Here is a 15,368-nt window from a genome sequence, read left to right on the forward strand (position 1 = left end):
TGGCAGGCATCCGTCTGCCGGGTCGGCGCTGCCGACCGACACCGGTACGGCCGCGATCGACGGCCTTCGGTCCCAGAAGTTCGGAGTCCTCGTGTTCAGAGCGGTCGCGCGCATCATGCGCACCCCCGATCTTCGCAAGAAGATCGGCTTCACCCTCGCGATCATCGCGCTGTTCCGGCTCGGGTCGTACATCCCCGCACCGTTCGTCGACTACTCCGCGGTGCAGAGCTGTCTCGCCAGCGCCTCGTCGTCCGGCGGGCTCTACGACCTGATCAACCTGTTCTCCGGCGGCGCGCTGCTGAAGCTCTCGGTCTTCGCGCTCGGGATCATGCCGTACATCACGTCGTCGATCATCGTGCAGCTGCTGCGCGTGGTCATCCCGCACTTCGACGCCCTCTACAAGGAGGGCCAGTCCGGCCAGGCGAAGCTGACGCAGTACACGCGCTACCTCACCATCGCGCTCGGCGTGCTGCAGTCCACCACCCTGATCACGGTCGCCCGCTCCGGCGCCCTCTTCGGCACGAACGCCTCGTCGTCCTGCTCCGCGATCATCTCGAACGACAGCTGGTACGCCATCATGCTGATGGTCGTCACGCTGACCGCCGGCACCGGCCTCATCATGTGGATGGGCGAGCTCGTGACCGAGCGCGGCATCGGCAACGGCATGTCGCTCCTCATCTTCACGTCCATCGCAGCGCAGTTCCCCTCGGCGCTCTGGGCGATCGAGCAGTCGCAGTCCTTCGAGCTCTTCCTGCTCGTCATCCTGGTCGGGCTGGCCATCATGATGGCCGTCGTCTTCGTCGAGCAATCGCAGCGGCGCATCCCCGTGCAGTACGCCAAGCGCATGGTCGGGCGGCGGACGTACGGCGGCAACAACACCTACATCCCGATCAAGGTGAACATGGCCGGCGTCGTGCCCGTCATCTTCGCCTCGTCGCTGCTGTACCTGCCGGCCCTGGTCGCGCAGTTCAACCAGCCCTCGGACGGCTCGGAGCCGCCCGCGTGGGTGACCTGGATCCAGAGCAACCTGACCTCGGGTGACAACTGGTTCTACATGGTCCTGTACTTCCTGCTCATCGTCGGGTTCACGTACTTCTACGTGGCGATCACCTTCAACCCCGAAGAGGTCGCCGACAACATGAAGAAGTACGGCGGGTTCATCCCCGGCATCCGTGCCGGCCGTCCCACCGCCGAGTACCTCGACTACGTCCTCACCCGGGTGACGCTGCCCGGCTCGCTCTACCTCGGTCTCATCGCGCTCGTCCCGCTGGCAGCACTGGCGCTGTTCGGCGCGAACCAGAACTTCCCGTTCGGCGGTGCCAGCATCCTGATCATCGTGGGTGTCGGCCTCGAGACCGTGAAGCAGATCGACTCGCAGCTGCAGCAGCGTCACTACGAAGGGCTTCTCCGTTGAGCGCACGTCTCATCATCGTCGGACCTCCCGGAGCCGGGAAGGGCACGCAGGCCGGCCGCATCGCCGACTCGCTCGGGATCCCCGCGATCTCGACCGGCGACATCTTCCGCAAGAACGTCGCCGACGGCACGCCCCTCGGCGTGCAGGCGAAGGCGCTCATGGACGCGGGCGAGTACGTCCCCGACTCGCTCACGAACGAGCTCGTCAAGTCGCGTCTGGCCGAGTCGGACGCCGAGCACGGCTTCCTGCTCGACGGCTACCCCCGCACGGTCGGACAGGTCGAGTACCTCGACGCGCTGCTCGCCGAGCAGGGCACCGGGATCGACGCGGTCGTGCAGCTCGTCGCCGACCAGGACGCCCTCGTCGGCCGCCTGCTCAAGCGCGCCGCCGACCAGGGCCGCAGCGACGACAACGAGGAGACCATCCGTCGTCGGCAGCAGGTGTACAGCGAGCAGACCGCGCCGATCGTGGCGGCCTACGGCGACCGCGGCCTCGTGGTCGACGTCGACGGGCTCGGTGGTATCGACGAGGTCGGCGACCGGATCCAGGCCGCCCTCTCGTCGCGCGGGCTGACCGCAGCCGTCTGAGCAGCGTGGTGCGCTTCCGCAAGCCGTCGATCTACAAGACGCCCGACGAGCTCCGTGCCATGGTGCGCCCCGGGCTGCTGACGGCAGAGGCGCTCGACGCCGTGCGCGCAGCGATCCGGCCCGGCGTGACGACGGGTGAACTCGACGCCGTCGCCGAGCGGACGATCCGCGACGGCGGCGGGGTGCCGAACTTCCAGCTCGTCCCCGGCTACCGGCACACCCTGTGCGTCTCCGTCAACGACGAGGTCGTGCACGGGATCCCCGGCGACCGGGTCCTGGCCGTGGGGGACATCGTCTCCGTCGACGCCGGCGCCGAGGTGGACGGCTGGAACGGCGACAGCGCCTTCACCGTCGTGGTGCCCGGCGGCGACGCCGAGCTGACCGCGGCGCGGCAGCGGCTGGCCGACACGACCGAGCGTGCGCTCTGGCACGGCATCGCGGCGCTCGCGCACGCGCGCACCCTGCACGAGGTCGGCACCGTCATCGAGGAGACGATCGACGCGTCCGGCACGTGGGGGATCGTCGAGGACTACACCGGGCACGGCATCGGTCGCTCGATGCACGAGGACCCTCCCGTCTACAACCACAGCGTCCGCGGTGCGGGGCCGGCGGTCAAGCCCGGTCTCGTGGTCGCCATCGAGCCGATGGTCACCGCCGGCTCGATCGACAGCACGACGGACGACGACGACTGGACCGTCCGCACGGCGGACGGCTCGGACGCGGCGCACTGGGAGCACAGCGTCGCCGTGCACGCCGGTGGCATCTGGGTGACGACGGCCGCTGACGGCGGCGCAGCGGGTCTCGCCCCGCTCGGGGTCACGCCCGTCCCGATCCCGTAGCGACCCCCTTCGGACAGGAGGCCCGGTGCCGGCTGGCACCGGGCCTCCTGTCCGTCCGTGGGTGCGTTCTCACCCATCGGGCGCGCAATCGGAAGCGGATCCGCGCGTCGGAGGCCGGAAGGAACGGCCTCCTACGCGCGGAACGACCTCCCACGCGCGGAACGACCGCCCACGCGCGGAACAGCCAGCAGGGCGCGCGGCGCCGGTCAGTTGCCGACGGAGCAGGTCCGCTCGGAGGCGCTCTGCCCGGTGATGGACGAGGGCAGCGGCGTCGCGGTCGCGGTGCGCTTCGGGGTGGAGGGCGTCGCCGGGGTGCTCGAGGTGCCGGACGGGGTGCCGGCCGAGGAGGAGCCGCCCGTCGACGTACCGGCCGAGGGGTCCGACGACGGGGTGCCAGACGCGGTCCCGCCGGAGGACGGCGACTCCTGCGAGGCGCGGCCGGTCGTCGAGTCGCCGAGCGAGGTGCGGACGTCGTTCTGCAGCGCGACGTTGAGCGTGTGGGCGGTCTGCTCGTCGACGACGACGCGCGCCGGGTTCGTCGGGTCGTCAGCGACGGGGTACTGCACGAACAGCATGTTCGCCGTGCTCATGCCGCGCAGGGCGGTGGCGAGACCGACGATGGTGCGGGTGCGGGCGAGGCCGTCGGACAGGGTCATGTTCGACAGGGCGGCGCCCGCGAGCTTGTAGAGCGTCAGCGGGTTCGACAGGGTGCCGTCCGCGGTGACCTTGCGGAGCAGGGCCGACAGGAACACCTGCTGCGAGCTGATCCGGGCGAGGTCGCTGCCGTCGCCGACGCCGTGCCGGGTGCGGAGGAAGGCGAGCGCGTCGGTGCCCTCGAGCTTGTGGGACCCCGCGGTGAGGTGGAGCCCGGTGAAGGTGTCGTCGATGGGCTGGGCGACGCAGACGTCCACGCCGCCGAGGGCGTTCGACATCTCGATGACGCCGTCGAAGGTGATGAGGCCGGCGTACGGGATGCTCAGGCCGGTCAGGTTCTCGACGGTGTCCACGACGCAGGAGACGCCGCCGTTGCCGAGGGCGGTGTTGAACATGGCCGAGGAGGCCGCCGGGTACGTGGTGCCGGTCGCGGGGTTCGTGCAGGCCGGGATCGGGACCATGAGGTCGCGCGGGAAGCTGACGGCGGTGAGCTGCTGGTGGTCCTGCGACAGGTGGACGAGCATCGTGACGTCGTTGCGTGCGCCCTCGACGTCCTCGTCGGAGTCGAACTGCCCGACGCGGGTGTCGCTGCCGATGAGCAGGATGTTCGCGCCGCCCTTGATCGCGGTGATGTCGGCGGTCTTCGCGGTGCTCTGGTCGTCGGTGCTCAGCTGCACGGTCTGCGGCGCCGCCTTGAGCTGGGCGCCGGCGATCGCCGCGAGGCTGGTCCCGCTCACGAGGAGCACGGCGGCGGCCGCGGCGACGACGGTGACCGCGGACGTCCACGCACGACGGCGGGCCTGCTTGCCGTGTCGGGCGAAGGGGCGTCGGGTGACGGCGGGCACGTGGTCTCCGTTCGGTGGTCCGGCGCCGAGGTGGACGGCCGGACGGGCTTGCTGGTCACGGTACGGTCCGCGCACCCACGGGCGCCCCGGAGTGCGCCGACAAACCACTGTGGAACACTCAGGCGGTCGACCGGAAGCCCCAGCAGAGGGGCCGTCCGTCGTCGCCCACTTGGCAATTGCGGGTTTACCACATAAGATCGATCTTTGGTGTGTCATGCCCTCTCGGGTGTGGCGACCGACCCGCAGACCGGTTCGGGGATCACACCTGTTCCACAACCAAGCGACAGTGAGGCTATGGCCAAGAAAGACGGCGTCATCGAGATCGAAGGCTCGGTGCTCGAAGCTCTGCCCAACGCGATGTTCCGCGTTGAGCTGACGAACGGACACAAGGTCCTCGCGCACATCTCCGGGAAGATGCGCCAGCACTACATCCGCATCCTCCCCGAGGACCGCGTGATCGTGGAGCTGAGCCCGTACGACCTGACCCGCGGCCGGATCGTCTACCGCTACAAGTGATCCGCGAGCTGGAAAGGAACGGCACGGCAACCCTGCCGCGCACGAAGCCAGCGAGCACGAGGAAACAACGATGAAGGTCAACCCCAGCGTCAAGCCCATCTGCGAACACTGCCGAGTGATCCGCCGCAAGGGCCGCGTCATGGTGATCTGCAAGAGCAACCCGCGTCACAAGCAGCGCCAGGGCTAGTCCCCGACGCGTGACCGACGCGGCGCCGTCCGACGGACGGCAGGCTGCTCGAGCACGACCCACAACTCAAGATCGACAACGCAGTACCAGAACCCGGTCGCACGACGGCCGGGGGACACCTCGGGGCGGAGGCCCGGGCACCGGTACTGCGCCACACCTCTACTGACAACAGGAGCAGCCATCACATGGCACGTCTAGCAGGCGTCGACATCCCGCGCGAGAAGCGCGTGGAGATCGCACTCACGTACATCTACGGCGTCGGCCGTACCCGCGCGGTCCAGGCACTCGCCGAGACCGGTATCTCCGGTGACATCCGCGTCAAGGACCTGACCGACGACCAGCTCGTCGCCCTCCGTGACTTCATCGAGGGCAACTTCAAGGTGGAGGGTGACCTCCGCCGTGAGGTCGCAGCCGACATCCGCCGCAAGGTCGAGATCGGTAGCTACGAGGGTCTCCGCCACCGTCGTGGTCTCCCGGTGCGCGGTCAGCGCACCAAGACCAACGCGCGTACCCGCAAGGGACCGAAGCGCACCGTGGCAGGCAAGAAGAAGGCCCGATAGGAGATCATCATGGCTACCCCCAAGACTGCCGCGCGCAAGCCGCGCCGCAAGGAGAAGAAGAACGTCGCCGTGGGCCAGGCCCACATCAAGAGCACGTTCAACAACACGATCGTCAGCATCACCGACCCGTCGGGTGCCGTCCTCAGCTGGGCGTCCTCGGGTGCCGTCGGCTTCAAGGGTTCGCGCAAGTCGACGCCGTTCGCGGCGCAGCTCGCCGCCGAGTCCGCTGCGCGTCAGGCGCAGGAGCACGGCGTCAAGAAGGTCGACGTCTTCGTGAAGGGTCCGGGTTCGGGCCGCGAGACCGCGATCCGTTCGCTCCAGGCCGCAGGCCTCGAGGTCGGCTCGATCAACGACGTCACGCCGCAGGCGCACAACGGGTGCCGCCCGCCCAAGCGCCGTCGCGTCTGACGCGAGGAGCAACCGGCCGCGCCCTGCTCGTCCCCTGATCGGATCCACTCCGACGGGGTCGGGCAGGGCCCGCGGCCATTCCTGGTCGTTCGATCGCGCACATCGGTGCGCGTGATCACAACTCAACAGACCCGTCGGGGCCCACGCGGCCCCGTCGTACCGCCAAGTGTCATATAGCGGACACTTCGCCGAAAGGAATCCCACAGTGCTCATTGCACAGCGCCCCACCCTGACCGAGGAGTCGATCTCCGAGCACCGCTCGCGCTTCGTCATCGAGCCGCTCGAGCCGGGCTTCGGTTACACCCTCGGCAACTCGCTGCGCCGCACGCTCCTCTCCTCGATCCCCGGCGCGGCTGTCACCAGCATCCGCATCGACGGCGTCCTCCACGAGTTCAGCACCGTTCCCGGTGTCAAGGAAGACGTCACCGAGATCATCCTCAACATCAAGAGCCTGGTCGTCTCCAGCGAGCACGACGAGCCGATCACCGCGTACCTGCGCAAGCAGGGTGCGGGTCAGGTCACCGCTGCGGACATCTCCGCACCGGCCGGCGTCGAGATCCACAACCCGGAACTCGTCATCGCGACCCTGAACGACACGGCGCGCTTCGAGCTCGAGCTCACGATCGAGCGCGGCCGCGGCTACGTCTCGGCCACGCAGAACCGTTCCGAGTTCTCCGAGGCCGGGCAGATCCCGATCGACTCGATCTACTCGCCCGTCCTCAAGGTCACCTACCGCGTCGAGGCGACGCGTGCCGGTGAGCGCACGGACTTCGACCGCCTGGTCGTCGACGTCGAGTCGAAGCCGGCGATCACGCCGCGCGACGCCATCGCGTCGGCCGGTCGCACGCTGGTCGAGCTGTTCGGGCTCGCCCGCGAGCTCAACACGGCGGCCGAGGGCATCGAGATCGGCCCCGCGCCGGTCGACGCGGTGCTCTCGAACGAGCTGCAGACCCCGATCGAGGACCTCGACCTGTCGGTCCGCAGCTACAACTGCCTGAAGCGGGAGGGCATCAACACGGTGTCCGAGCTCGTCGCCCTGTCGGAGACGCAGCTCATGAACATCCGCAACTTCGGTCAGAAGTCGGTGGACGAGGTCAAGGACAAGCTCACCGAGCTCGGCCTGTCCCTCAAGGACACCGTCCCCGGATTCGACGGCGCCCACTTCTACAGCGGGTACGACGAGGACGAGTCCAACAACTGACCTCGCGCTGACGCGCACGCGTGCCGCTGACGCAGCGCGCACCACCATCACCACTGGAGAACTGACATGCCGAAGCCCACCAAGGGCCCCCGCCTCGGTGGCGGTCCCGCCCACGAGCGCCTGCTCCTGAGCAACCTCGCCAACGCCCTCTTCACGCACGGTCGCATCACGACCACCGAGACGAAGGCCAAGCGCCTGCGTCCTGTCGCCGAGCGTCTCATCACGTTCGCGAAGCGTGGCGACCTGCACGCGCGTCGTCGCGTGATCAGCATCCTGCGCGACAAGTCCGTCGTGCACACGCTGTTCACCGAGATCGCCCCGCAGGTCGAGGACCGTCAGGGCGGCTACACCCGCATCACGAAGCTCGGCTTCCGCAAGGGTGACAACGCGCCGCTCGCGTCGATCGAGCTCGTGCTCGAGCCGCTGACGAGCTCGCCCGCCCCGGTCAAGCGCAACGCGGCCCCGGCCGCCGCCGCGCCGGTCGAGGAGACCGAGACCACCGAGGAGGCCCCGGTCGACGAGACCGAGACCACCGAGGAGTCCGCGCCGGTCGAGACCGAGACCGAGACCGACGCTGCCGCCGAGGTCGAGGCGGACGCCGCCGCGAAGTCGGACGACGCCGCGAAGGCCGACGACGCCAAGTAGCGCCCCGCACCACGACGAAGCCCCCGCGACCCCGGTCGCGGGGGCTTCGTCGTTGCTCGACGCCTTCACAGTGGGGCGCCCGTAACGTTTCCGCCCGACAGGGAGAGAGTCCGATGCAGTTCGAGCACGTGGCCGGTGTGGGCCGTCGGGTCTGGTGGTGGAGCCGGACCTCGGGGACCCAGCCGCGTCTGCTGCACGCCGCGAAGGCGGCCGGGGCGGCGGCGCTCGCCTGGTTCGTCGCCCTGCAGGTGCCGGGGGTGGCGTCTGAGTACCCGTACTACGCCCCGCTCGGTGCGGTGGTCGCGATGCAGACGACGGTGTTCGCCGGACTCCGCAGCGGCGTCCAGACGCTCATCGGGATCGCGCTCGGCATCGTCGTCGCCGGGTTCACGATGTGGATCGGCGACCCCGGCATCATCGCCGTCGCACTGGCCGTCGGCATCGGCGTGCTCGTCGGCGGGTTCCGGGTGCTCGGCGAGGGCAGCACCTGGGTGTCGACGGCGGCGCTGTTCGTGCTGCTCGTCGGTGGTGCGCACGCCGAGGGCTACTCGCTCGGCTACCTCGTGCAGATGGCGATCGGCGTCGTCATCGGTCTCGCCGTCAACTTCACCGTCTTCCCGCCGCTGCACTTCTGGGACGCCGAGCACCGCATCGACGAGGTCAACGACGTGCTCGCGGAACACCTCGAGGGCCTCGCGCACGTCGTCGACGGCGGCGACCGCGACGAGGACGCCTGGGACCGCCAGCAGGACCGCCTCGACCGCGCCATCGCCGACGTGCGTGCCCGGGTGTCCATCGCGCACGAGAGCCGTCGCATCAACCCGCGCGGCGCGCTCCGCGGCTCCCGCGCCCGTCTGCAGCGCGACGGTGCACGGTTCCGCGCGCTCGAGCGGGTCGCCTGGTACACGACCGACCTCACCGAGCTCGTGGCCCGGTCCGGCCCGGTGTCGGCCAACGTCGGCCGCCCGGACCCGGCGTTCACCGAGCCGCTCGCCCGGGCGCTCCGCCAGGTCGCCTGCACCATCCGTGGCGAGTGCCCGCCGGAGGAGGGCGACCGCGCGATCGAGGGCCTCGAGCAGGCGCTCGACGCCTCACGCGAGGACCCGTCGCAGGTGGCGGTCACGTCCTCGGCCCTGGTCGCGCTGCGCGGGATCGTCGAGTCGGAGCGTCGCGCCACCCACGACCTCGAGCTCCGCACCGGCCCGTCCGGCTCCGGGCGCTCGGGGCACTCCGGACACTCCGGGGACTGACGCCTCCGTAGACTCGCAGCGTGAGCGAGCACCCCCGCGTCGCCGTCCTCGGACCGGTCCAGCTGACCGGTGCCGACGGCGAGCCGACCACCGTCCCCGGTGCGCTCGCCCGGTCGTTCACGACGGCGCTGGTCCTGGCCGACGGGCACACCATGAGCACCGAGGGGCTCATCGCCGAGCTCTGGCCGGACACCCGGCCGAAGGGTGCCAGGGCGTCCCTGCAGACGCTCGTCTCGCGTCTCCGGCGCACCACGGCCGACGGACTCGTCGTGTCGACGAGCACCGGCTACGCGCTCGCGTGCGGCCCGGACGACGTCGACCTGGTCCGCGCCGAACGTGCGGTGGCCCGGCGTGCCGACGTCGAGGCGGTGGGGCACGCACTCGACCTCTGGCGCGGCGAGCCGGGAGCCGACGTCGAGGGCGAGCTCGGCGACGCACTGGCCGACCGCGCCGCAGCCGCCCGGCGCGGGCTCCGACGCGCGCTCGCCACCGCCCTCGTCGAGGACGGACGGGCGGACGAGGCCGCGGACCTCTGGGCGGCCGAGGCGCAGGCCAACCCCTTCGACGAGGTGGCGGTCGCCGGGAGCATGCGCGCGCTGGCAGCGGCCGGCCGCACCGCCGAGGCCGTCGCCGCGTTCGCGGCGCACCGGGACCGCCTGGTCGACGAACTCGGCGCCGACCCGTCCGCCGACCTCGTCCGACTGAACGCCGACCTGCTCCGCCGGTCCGCCCCGGCGTCCGGCAGCGTCCGCCGGATCGGACTGCGTGCAGCGCCGAACGCGTTGATCGGCCGGGAGGCCGACCTCGCCGCCGTCACGCACCTGCTGTCCTCGGCGCGGCTGGTCACCGTCCTCGGGCCGGGTGGGCTCGGCAAGACCCGCCTCGCGCAGGCAGTCGCCGCTGAGCTGCCGTCGACGTGCGGCGTCGTGGTGCTCGAGCTCGCCCCGCTCGTCGCCGCCGAGGACGTCGTGCCCGCCCTCGGGGCGCTCCTCGGGATCGCCGAGTTCCGCACGACCCGGTCGCTGCGGGAGCCCGTCGCCGCGGACCTGCGGACCCGGGTCGAGCGGGCCCTCGCCGACGGGCCGACCGTCCTCGTGCTCGACAACTGCGAGCACCTGCTCGCCGGGGTCGCCGCGTTCGCGGCCGACCTGCTCGCGACCGTCCCCGAGCTGCGGATCCTCACGACCTCGCGGGCGCCGCTCGCGATCGCCGGCGAGGTCGTCGCGCCCCTCGCACCGCTGCCCGTCGAGGCCGACGGTGCCGCCGTGCGGCTCTTCACCGACCGGGCCAGGGCCGCGCGCCCGGGAGCGGTCCTGCCGGTCGACGCCGTCCGGCGGATCTGCACCCGGTTGGACGGGTCCCCGCTCGCCATCGAGCTCGCCGCCGCCCGCATCCGCGGCATGAGCACCGACGAGATCGAGCGCCGGCTCGACGACCGGTTCGCGCTGCTCCGCGGCGGTGACCGTTCGGCGCCGGAGCGGCACCGCACCCTGCTCGCGGTCATCGAGTGGAGCTGGCGGCTGCTCGACGACGGCGCGCAGGAGCTGCTGACCCGACTCGCGCTCTTCCCCGACGGCCTGTCGGTGGACGCGGTCGAGGCCGTCGCGGTCCCCGAGCGGCGGGACGACGCGCTCGACGACCTCGCCGAGCTCGTCGAGCAGTCGCTCGTGCAGCTCGTCGAGCACGACGGCGAGCCCGTGCGGTACCGCCTGCTCGAGACCGTCCGCGAGTTCGGGGCGGCCCGGCTCGACGACCGCGGGGCGACGGCCTCGGTGCGCTCGGCGATGATCGGGTGGGGCCGCGACTTCACGGCTGCCCGGCCGCTCTTCACCACCCCGGGTGCACCGCAGCGCCGCTGGTTCCACGAGACCGGCCGCGAGGCCGACAACCTCGTCGTGCTGCTCCGCTGGGCGCTCCGCGCCGGGGACCGGGCGGCCGTCGCGCACCTGTTCGCCGGCCTCGGCGGCTACTGGACGCTGCGCGGCGCCCACGGCGAGGCCGTCGCGGTCGGTCCGGACGTCGTCTCGGTGCTGCGTCGGACGGCGCCAGCGGACGGGGACCGCACCGCGACCGTCCTGTCGCTCGTGCTGGCGGGCGCGTCGACGGCGTTCAGCGACCAGCGGACGACGGCGCTCGCGATCTCCGCCCTGCGGCGCACCACCGCGGCGGGCCCGACCGGCACACCGGTGCTCGACGCCGAGGTCACGCTGCTCATGACCTCCGGACGCCCCGCGGCGGTCGCCGCCCTGCTCGAGCGGATGCGAGACGACCCCGACGACGCCGTGGCCTGCTTGGGCAACACGCTCAGCGCGCCACTGGCCGAGAACGACGGCGACGCCGACCGGGCGCTCTCCTACGCCCGCCGGGCCGAGGCGCTCGCGGCGACCGTCGACGACGCCTGGGCACTCGGATCCGGTGCGGTCACGATGACGCAGCTCCTGGCGCAGCGCGGCCGGTACGCCGAGGCGCTCGCCGCGGCCGACGTCGCCCGGCGGCGGCTCGAGGTGTTCGGTGCCGACGACGACCTGTCCGAGGTCGCCTGGTCCGTCGGGCTCTGCGCCGCTGCGACGGGCGACGTCGACCGCGCCAGGGCGGCAGCGGCCGAGCTCGCGGCGCACCCGGCGCCGACCCGCGGCTTCGGCGACGGTGGCGGACAGGTGACGGTGCTCGCGCTGGCGATCGAGGCCGAGTGCCTGCGCGCCGTCGGGGACCCGGTCGCCGCCGCAGCGGCGTACGACCGGGCGTGGGCGGTCGTGCTGCCGGAGCGGCGGGCGACGTCGAACTGGATGGTGATGGCGGGCGCCGCCCGGATCGCGACGGTGGACGAGGCGGGGGCGGAGCCGCGCGGCGGGGGCGATCCGGGCCTCCCGGCCGACCCGCCGGACCACACGGTGACCGCACGCCGCCTGCGGGTGGCGGCACTCGTCATGCTGCGGCTGCAGCCCTGGTGGCTGGACCTGCCGGTCGTCGCGACGGCGCTGCTCGGGCTGGCGCTCGTGACGGCTCGCCGCGGCACGGTCGGGGAGGCTGCCCGGTGCTGGGGTCTGGCACACCGGCTGTGCTCCCGGCAGGACTTCGCGGTCCTCGCGCACGCGCGGGTCCGGCCGCTCCTGGTGGAGGCCCTCGGCGCCGAGGCCGTGGCGGACGCCGAGACGGCCTCGGCCGGGTGGGACCGGACCGAGGCCGTGGCGCGGGGCCGGGAACTGCTCGAGGGGCTCCGCTTCCCCGTGGGCTGACCGGCGGGCGTCACGCCTTCCGCATGTACGCCCGGACGGTGAGCGGGGCGAACACCGCGACGACCGCGGCGGCGCCGAGCAGGCTGATCCACAGGTCGCCGCCGACCGTGCCGTGGTTCACCAGCTCGCGGACGGCGGTGATGAGGTGCGAGATCGGGTTGACCTCGGTGAACCAGCGCAGCCAGTCCGGCAGGGTGTCGGCGGGGACGAAGGCGTTCGACAGGAACGTCAGCGGGAACAGCACGAGGTTCGAGATGCCGGAGACGCTCGACGCGGTCCGCGCGACGACGCCGAAGTAGGCGAAGATCCAGCTGATCGCCCACGCGACCACGACCACGAGCAGGCCGGCGAGGACCACCGCGCCGAAGCCGCCGGCCGGACGCAGGCCCATGACGAAGCCGACGGTGAAGGTGATCGTCGTGGCGATGGCGTACCGGACGGTGTCGGCGAGCAGCGCGCCGGCGAGCGGGGCGATGCGGGCGATCGGCAGGGACTTGAAGCGGTCGAAGACGCCCTTGTCCATGTCCTCGCGGAGCTGCACGCCGGTGACGATCGACGAGGTGATGTTCGTCTGCACGAGGATGCCCGGGATGATGATCGGCAGGTAGGCCGCGACGTCGCCGGCGATCGCGCCGCCGAAGATGTACGTGAACATGACCGTGAAGACGATCGGCATGAGGGTCACGTCGAACAGCTGCTCGGGCGTCCGGCGGACCTTGACGAGCCCGCGGTACGCCATGGTGAGCGACTGCCGGACGGTGGCGCCGAGGCCGGTCGAGCCGACACCGGGACGCGGGGTGACGCGGGGGCCGGCGGTCCCCGTGGTGGTGATGGTGGTCATGCGTTGCTCCCTTCGAGCTCGCGCTGGTCGTCGGCGGTGTCCGTCGCGGCCGGCTGGCCGGTGATGGTGAGGAAGACCTCGTCGAGCGTCGGCTTCTGCACGCTGATCTCGGCGAGGGAGATGCCGGCCTCGCGGAACGCCACGAGCAGGTCGGTGACCCGGTCCGGGTCGGCCATCGGGGCGGTGAGGCGGGAGCCCTCGGGGCTCGCGACCGCCGGGGAGCCGAGCACGCGCGCCACCAGCGCCGACGCGGTGTCGAGCCGGTCGGCGTCGGCGTCGGCGAGCCGGAGCTGCAGCGAGGCCGTGCCGATCGACGCCTTCAGCTCGTCGCCGGTGCCCTCGGCGACGACGCGGCCGCGGTCGATCACCGCGATGCGGTCGGCGAGCTGGTCGGCCTCGTCGAGGTACTGCGTCGTGAGCAGGACGGTGGACCCGGTCGCGACGAGCTCGCGGATCGTGTCCCACATCTGCGACCGGGTGCGGGGGTCGAGCCCCGTCGTCGGCTCGTCGAGGAAGATGAGCGGCGGCTGCGCGATGAGGCTCGCCGCCAGGTCGAGGCGACGGCGCATGCCGCCCGAGAACGCCTTCAGCGGACGGGAGGCCGCCTCGGTCAGGCCGAAGCGCTCGAGCAGCTCGGTCGACTTGCGTCGCGACTCGGCGCGGGACAGCCCGAGCAGGCGCGAGAACACGACGAGGTTCTCGGTCGCGCTGAGCGTCTCGTCGACGCTGGCGTACTGACCGGTCACGCCGATGAGGGACCGGACGGTCTGCGCCTCGCGGACGACGTCGTGCCCGAAGACCCGCGCCTGGCCGGCGTCCGGCCGGAGCAGCGTCGCGAGCATCGAGATGGTGGTGGTCTTGCCGGCGCCGTTCGGGCCGAGCACGCCGTAGACCGTGCCGGCCTCCACACGGAGGTCGACACCGTCCACGGCACGGTTCGTGCCGAACGTCTTCACGAGGCCGGTGGCCTCGACCGCGAGCGGGGTGCTGCTCATCGCGGGTTCCTTTCGTGGCGGATCGTGTCCGGCGGGGGACCGCCGGGTGTGTGGTCGAGGACGATGGTGCGCCCGGCCGCTCACGCGGCACTGACGTGGCGCTGACACGGGGCGTGCTGCGGTGTCAGCGGCCGGGAGGCCCGGTGCCGCTCCGCCACCGGCCTCGCGTCCGGCCGTGGTCGCCGTGCGTCCCGGGTCGGGTCCGCCCGTGGTCGCCGCGCCTCCGGGGTCGCGTCCGGCCGTGCTCGCCGCGCTTCCGGCCCCGCGTCCGGCCGTGCTCGCCCCGCCGGTACGGTGGTCGGGTGGACGAGACAGTGCGGCTCCGACTCGACGTCGCCTACGACGGGGCGCCGTTCGCCGGGTGGGCCCGGCAGCCGGACCTGCGGACCGTGCAGGGGGTGCTCGAGTCCGCACTCGCCACCGTGTTCTCGCGGTGGGGGGAGCCGCCGTCGCTCACCGTCGCCGGCCGCACCGACGCCGGGGTGCACGCGACCGGGCAGGTCGCGCACCTCGACCTCTCGCCGGAGCAGTGGGGTGCCCTGGCGCGACCGCGGCGGGCGGGCGCACTCCGGTCACCGCTCGACGGACTGGTCAAGCGGCTCAACGGCATCGCCGGCCCGCACGGCGACGTCGTCGTCACCCGTGCGTCCGTGGCACCGGACGGCTTCGACGCCCGGTTCTCCCCGGTCTGGCGACGGTACGAGTACCGCGTCGCGGACCTCGACGCCCCGCGTGACCCGCGCCGACGGGGGCACACGCTCTGGCACCCGACGCCGCTCGACCCGGCGGCGATGGAGCGCGGCGCGCTGACGCTGCTCGGCCTGCACGACTTCGCGACCTTCTGCAAGCCGCGCGAGGGCGCCACCACGATCCGGACGCTGCAGGACTTCCACTGGGACCGCGAACCCGACGGCGTGCTCGTGGCGCGCCTGCAGGCCGACGCCTTCTGCCACTCGATGGTCCGCGCGATGGTCGGGGCGACGATCGCCGTCGGCGAGGGGCGCTTCGGGGCGGAGCGCCTCGAGGAGCTCCGCGTGGCCGAGACCCGGACGAGCGAGTTCAAGACCGCGCCGGCCAAGGGCCTGACGCTCGTCGAGGTGGGGTACCCGGCGGACGAGGCGCTCGCGGAGCGGGCGGAGCAGACGCGGGCGCGCCGCGAGTGATCGTTCACCGGTCGGAAACCTGAAGGC

15 protein-coding genes are annotated in these 15,368 nt (G+C 72.1%); 12 read left to right on the forward strand and 3 right to left on the reverse strand.

Annotated elements, in window-relative coordinates:
• Nucleotides 1-91: 91 nt before the first annotated feature.
• The 3 genes from secY to map are packed head-to-tail and all read left to right on the forward strand — an operon-like array spanning nt 92 to nt 2,840.
• Complete coding sequence (secY, locus tag BIU94_RS11450; protein WP_071259837.1) at nt 92-1,414, forward strand: preprotein translocase subunit SecY; 1,323 nt, start codon at nt 92-94, stop codon at nt 1,412-1,414.
• Entirely contained in the window at nt 1,411-2,001 is a 591-nt protein-coding gene (locus BIU94_RS11455) for an adenylate kinase (RefSeq protein WP_071259842.1), read from the forward strand. Before secY ends, BIU94_RS11455 begins: the two co-directional genes overlap by 4 nt.
• A gap of 8 nt (nt 2,002-2,009) precedes the next feature.
• Entirely contained in the window at nt 2,010-2,840 is an 831-nt protein-coding gene (map, locus tag BIU94_RS11460; RefSeq protein WP_083404779.1) for a type I methionyl aminopeptidase, read from the forward strand.
• A 206-nt stretch (nt 2,841-3,046) separates the two neighbouring features.
• On the opposite strand, the gene BIU94_RS11465 is transcribed toward map, so the two are convergent.
• The gene (locus BIU94_RS11465; RefSeq protein ID WP_071260384.1) at nt 3,047-4,339 is read right to left on the reverse strand and encodes an LCP family protein; all 1,293 of its coding nucleotides are present in this window, start codon (nt 4,337-4,339) and stop codon (nt 3,047-3,049) included.
• A 294-nt stretch (nt 4,340-4,633) separates the two neighbouring features.
• Between BIU94_RS11465 and infA the strand changes: the two genes are divergently transcribed.
• The 8 genes from infA to BIU94_RS11500 all read left to right on the forward strand — a co-directional run bounded on the left by infA (nt 4,634) and on the right by BIU94_RS11500 (nt 12,342).
• Nucleotides 4,634-4,855 (forward strand): translation initiation factor IF-1, encoded by a 222-nt coding sequence (gene infA / locus BIU94_RS11470; protein WP_017885509.1) that lies wholly within the window; start codon nt 4,634-4,636, stop codon nt 4,853-4,855.
• Nucleotides 4,856-4,925: 70 nt separating this feature from the next.
• Nucleotides 4,926-5,042, forward strand: coding sequence for a 50S ribosomal protein L36 (gene rpmJ, locus BIU94_RS17090; protein ID WP_022903266.1), 117 nt, complete (start codon nt 4,926-4,928; stop codon nt 5,040-5,042).
• Between the two features lie 185 nt (nt 5,043-5,227).
• Nucleotides 5,228-5,602: a 30S ribosomal protein S13 gene (gene rpsM, locus BIU94_RS11475; RefSeq protein WP_058728274.1), complete on the forward strand. Its 375-nt coding sequence runs from the start codon at nt 5,228-5,230 to the stop codon at nt 5,600-5,602.
• A gap of 9 nt (nt 5,603-5,611) precedes the next feature.
• Nucleotides 5,612-6,010 (forward strand): 30S ribosomal protein S11, encoded by a 399-nt coding sequence (rpsK, locus tag BIU94_RS11480; protein WP_017885507.1) that lies wholly within the window; start codon nt 5,612-5,614, stop codon nt 6,008-6,010.
• A gap of 205 nt (nt 6,011-6,215) precedes the next feature.
• Nucleotides 6,216-7,211: a DNA-directed RNA polymerase subunit alpha gene (locus tag BIU94_RS11485; protein ID WP_071259847.1), complete on the forward strand. Its 996-nt coding sequence runs from the start codon at nt 6,216-6,218 to the stop codon at nt 7,209-7,211.
• A gap of 66 nt (nt 7,212-7,277) precedes the next feature.
• Entirely contained in the window at nt 7,278-7,856 is a 579-nt protein-coding gene (gene rplQ, locus BIU94_RS11490; protein WP_071259851.1) for a 50S ribosomal protein L17, read from the forward strand.
• Nucleotides 7,857-7,969: 113 nt separating this feature from the next.
• The gene (locus BIU94_RS11495; protein ID WP_071259855.1) at nt 7,970-9,106 is read left to right on the forward strand and encodes an aromatic acid exporter family protein; all 1,137 of its coding nucleotides are present in this window, start codon (nt 7,970-7,972) and stop codon (nt 9,104-9,106) included.
• A gap of 20 nt (nt 9,107-9,126) precedes the next feature.
• Nucleotides 9,127-12,342 (forward strand): BTAD domain-containing putative transcriptional regulator, encoded by a 3,216-nt coding sequence (locus tag BIU94_RS11500; RefSeq protein WP_071259858.1) that lies wholly within the window; start codon nt 9,127-9,129, stop codon nt 12,340-12,342.
• 10 nt (nt 12,343-12,352) lie between these two features.
• Here the strand turns inward: BIU94_RS11500 and BIU94_RS11505 are convergent, their stop codons facing one another.
• Together BIU94_RS11505 and BIU94_RS11510 are read right to left on the reverse strand one after the other, a co-directional pair.
• Entirely contained in the window at nt 12,353-13,183 is an 831-nt protein-coding gene (locus tag BIU94_RS11505; protein WP_071259884.1) for an ABC transporter permease, read from the reverse strand.
• Complete coding sequence (locus BIU94_RS11510) at nt 13,180-14,178, reverse strand: ATP-binding cassette domain-containing protein (protein WP_071259888.1); 999 nt, start codon at nt 14,176-14,178, stop codon at nt 13,180-13,182. The genes BIU94_RS11505 and BIU94_RS11510 overlap by 4 nt, the downstream gene beginning before the upstream one ends.
• 302 nt (nt 14,179-14,480) lie before the next feature.
• Here BIU94_RS11510 and BIU94_RS11515 point away from each other — a divergent pair, with 302 nt between their 5' ends.
• On the forward strand, nt 14,481-15,341 hold the full coding sequence (locus BIU94_RS11515; protein ID WP_254784803.1) for a tRNA pseudouridine(38-40) synthase TruA: 861 nt from the start codon (nt 14,481-14,483) through the stop codon (nt 15,339-15,341).
• The last annotated feature ends 27 nt before the right edge of the window (nt 15,342-15,368 follow it).

This window comes from Curtobacterium sp. MMLR14_006, from assembly GCF_001864985.1.
Lineage (GTDB): Bacteria > Actinomycetota > Actinomycetes > Actinomycetales > Microbacteriaceae > Curtobacterium.